Annotated in this window: 1 protein-coding gene; it reads left to right on the plus strand. The window is 56.1% G+C overall.

The window, feature by feature from the left end; translation table 11 throughout:
* A protein-coding gene (locus tag DES54_RS18420; RefSeq protein WP_244910742.1) for an IS3 family transposase occupies positions 1 to 1,458 on the plus strand; the annotation gives its coding sequence in 2 pieces (ribosomal slippage) (positions 1 to 368 and positions 368 to 1,458; 1,459 coding nt annotated over the 2 pieces). This gene is flagged as partial in the annotation.
* Positions 1,459 to 1,495: the final 37 nt, after the last annotated feature.

A 1,495-nucleotide genomic window follows, 5' to 3' on the forward strand; every position in this document is an offset into this window, starting at 1 on the left:
TGTTAGCGCACTTGCACAGCAAGAAGGAATATCGGAAGCTACCCTTTACAACTGGCGTATTCAGGCCAAATTGGAGGGAAAGCCCGTGCCCGGAGCAAATAAAACTACCGAACAATGGTCGACCGAAGCCCGTTTCGCCGTGATCGTGGAAACCGCCACACTCAGTCAAACCGAGTTAGGCGAATATTGTCGTCGTAAAGGGCTTTATCCAGAACAAATAGCCCAGTGGAAGCAGGACTTCCTTCAAACGCCACAACCCGATACCCGGCAGTCGCAAAAACAGGCCCAAAAAGAAATCAAAGGGCTGAAGCGAGAATTGGCCCGTAAGGAAAAAGCCCTGGCGGAGGCGGCCGCGTTGCTGGTGTTGCGAAAAAAGCTCAATGGTTATTACGGGATAGCAGACGAGGACGACTGACGCCAGCGAACGAGCGAGTGCAATTTATCCGGTGGATAGGCGAGGCGACGAGCGCCGGTGCGCGCCTGCTCCCCGCCTGCCGAGAAGTGGGCATCAGCCTGCGCACCTGGCGGCGCTGGAACGGGCAGGCCGAAGACCGCCGGCCTTCGGCGGTGCGCCCACGACCGGCCAATAAGCTGACACTCGCCGAAGAACATCAAATACTGGCCGTGTGTCACGAGCCGGAGTATGCCAGTTTGCCGCCGGCGCAAATCGTGCCACGTCTGGCGGACACAGGGGTCTATCTGGCCAGCGAATCGACGTTTTACCGGATCCTGCGGCGCCACAGTCAGGTGCATCATCGAGGGCGTAGCCTGGCACCGCTGAAGGTCAATAAACCGACCAGCTATCAGGCATTTGCGCCCCGCCACGTGTGGACATGGGACATCACCTGGCTCGCGTCCCGAGTCCGTGGCCGGTATTTTTATCTGTATCTGATAGAAGATATCTTTAGCCGAAAAATCGTCGGTTACGAGGTTCACGAAGAAGAAAATGGTGACCAGGCCGCCGCCCTGCTGCAGCGTACCGTGCTGCGTGAACAGTGCTACCGGCAACCTTTGGTGCTGCACGCCGATAATGGGGCGCCGATGAAATCCCAAACGCTGAAAGCAAAGCTGGAAGAACTGCAGATCACCGGTTCGCACAGCCGGCCGCGGGTCAGCAACGACAATCCGTATGTAGAATCGCTGTTCAAAACGCTGAAATATGTTCCAGCGTGGCCGTCATCGGGCTTCCTGGACCTAAATGAGGCAAGACAGTGGGTTGAGTGTTTTAGCCGATGGTACAACGAAGAGCACCGGCATAGCGCTATCGGTTATGTGACGCCGGAACAACGCCATCAGGGGCATGACATTGCCCTGTTGGCAAACCGAAAAGCCTTGTATGAATCAGCCCAAAGGGCCAACCCGGAACGATGGTCAAAACACTGTCGCCAATGGCAACGTGTCGAAGTGGTGATGTTGAATCCGGATAAGCCGGAAACAGCGCTGGAAAATGCAGCATAAAAAATGACTAAGGGTGCCAACATCCTTGACAGCCGCC

The organism is Brenneria salicis ATCC 15712 = DSM 30166, assembly GCF_003315515.1.
Taxonomy (GTDB): Bacteria; Pseudomonadota; Gammaproteobacteria; order Enterobacterales; family Enterobacteriaceae; genus Brenneria; species Brenneria salicis.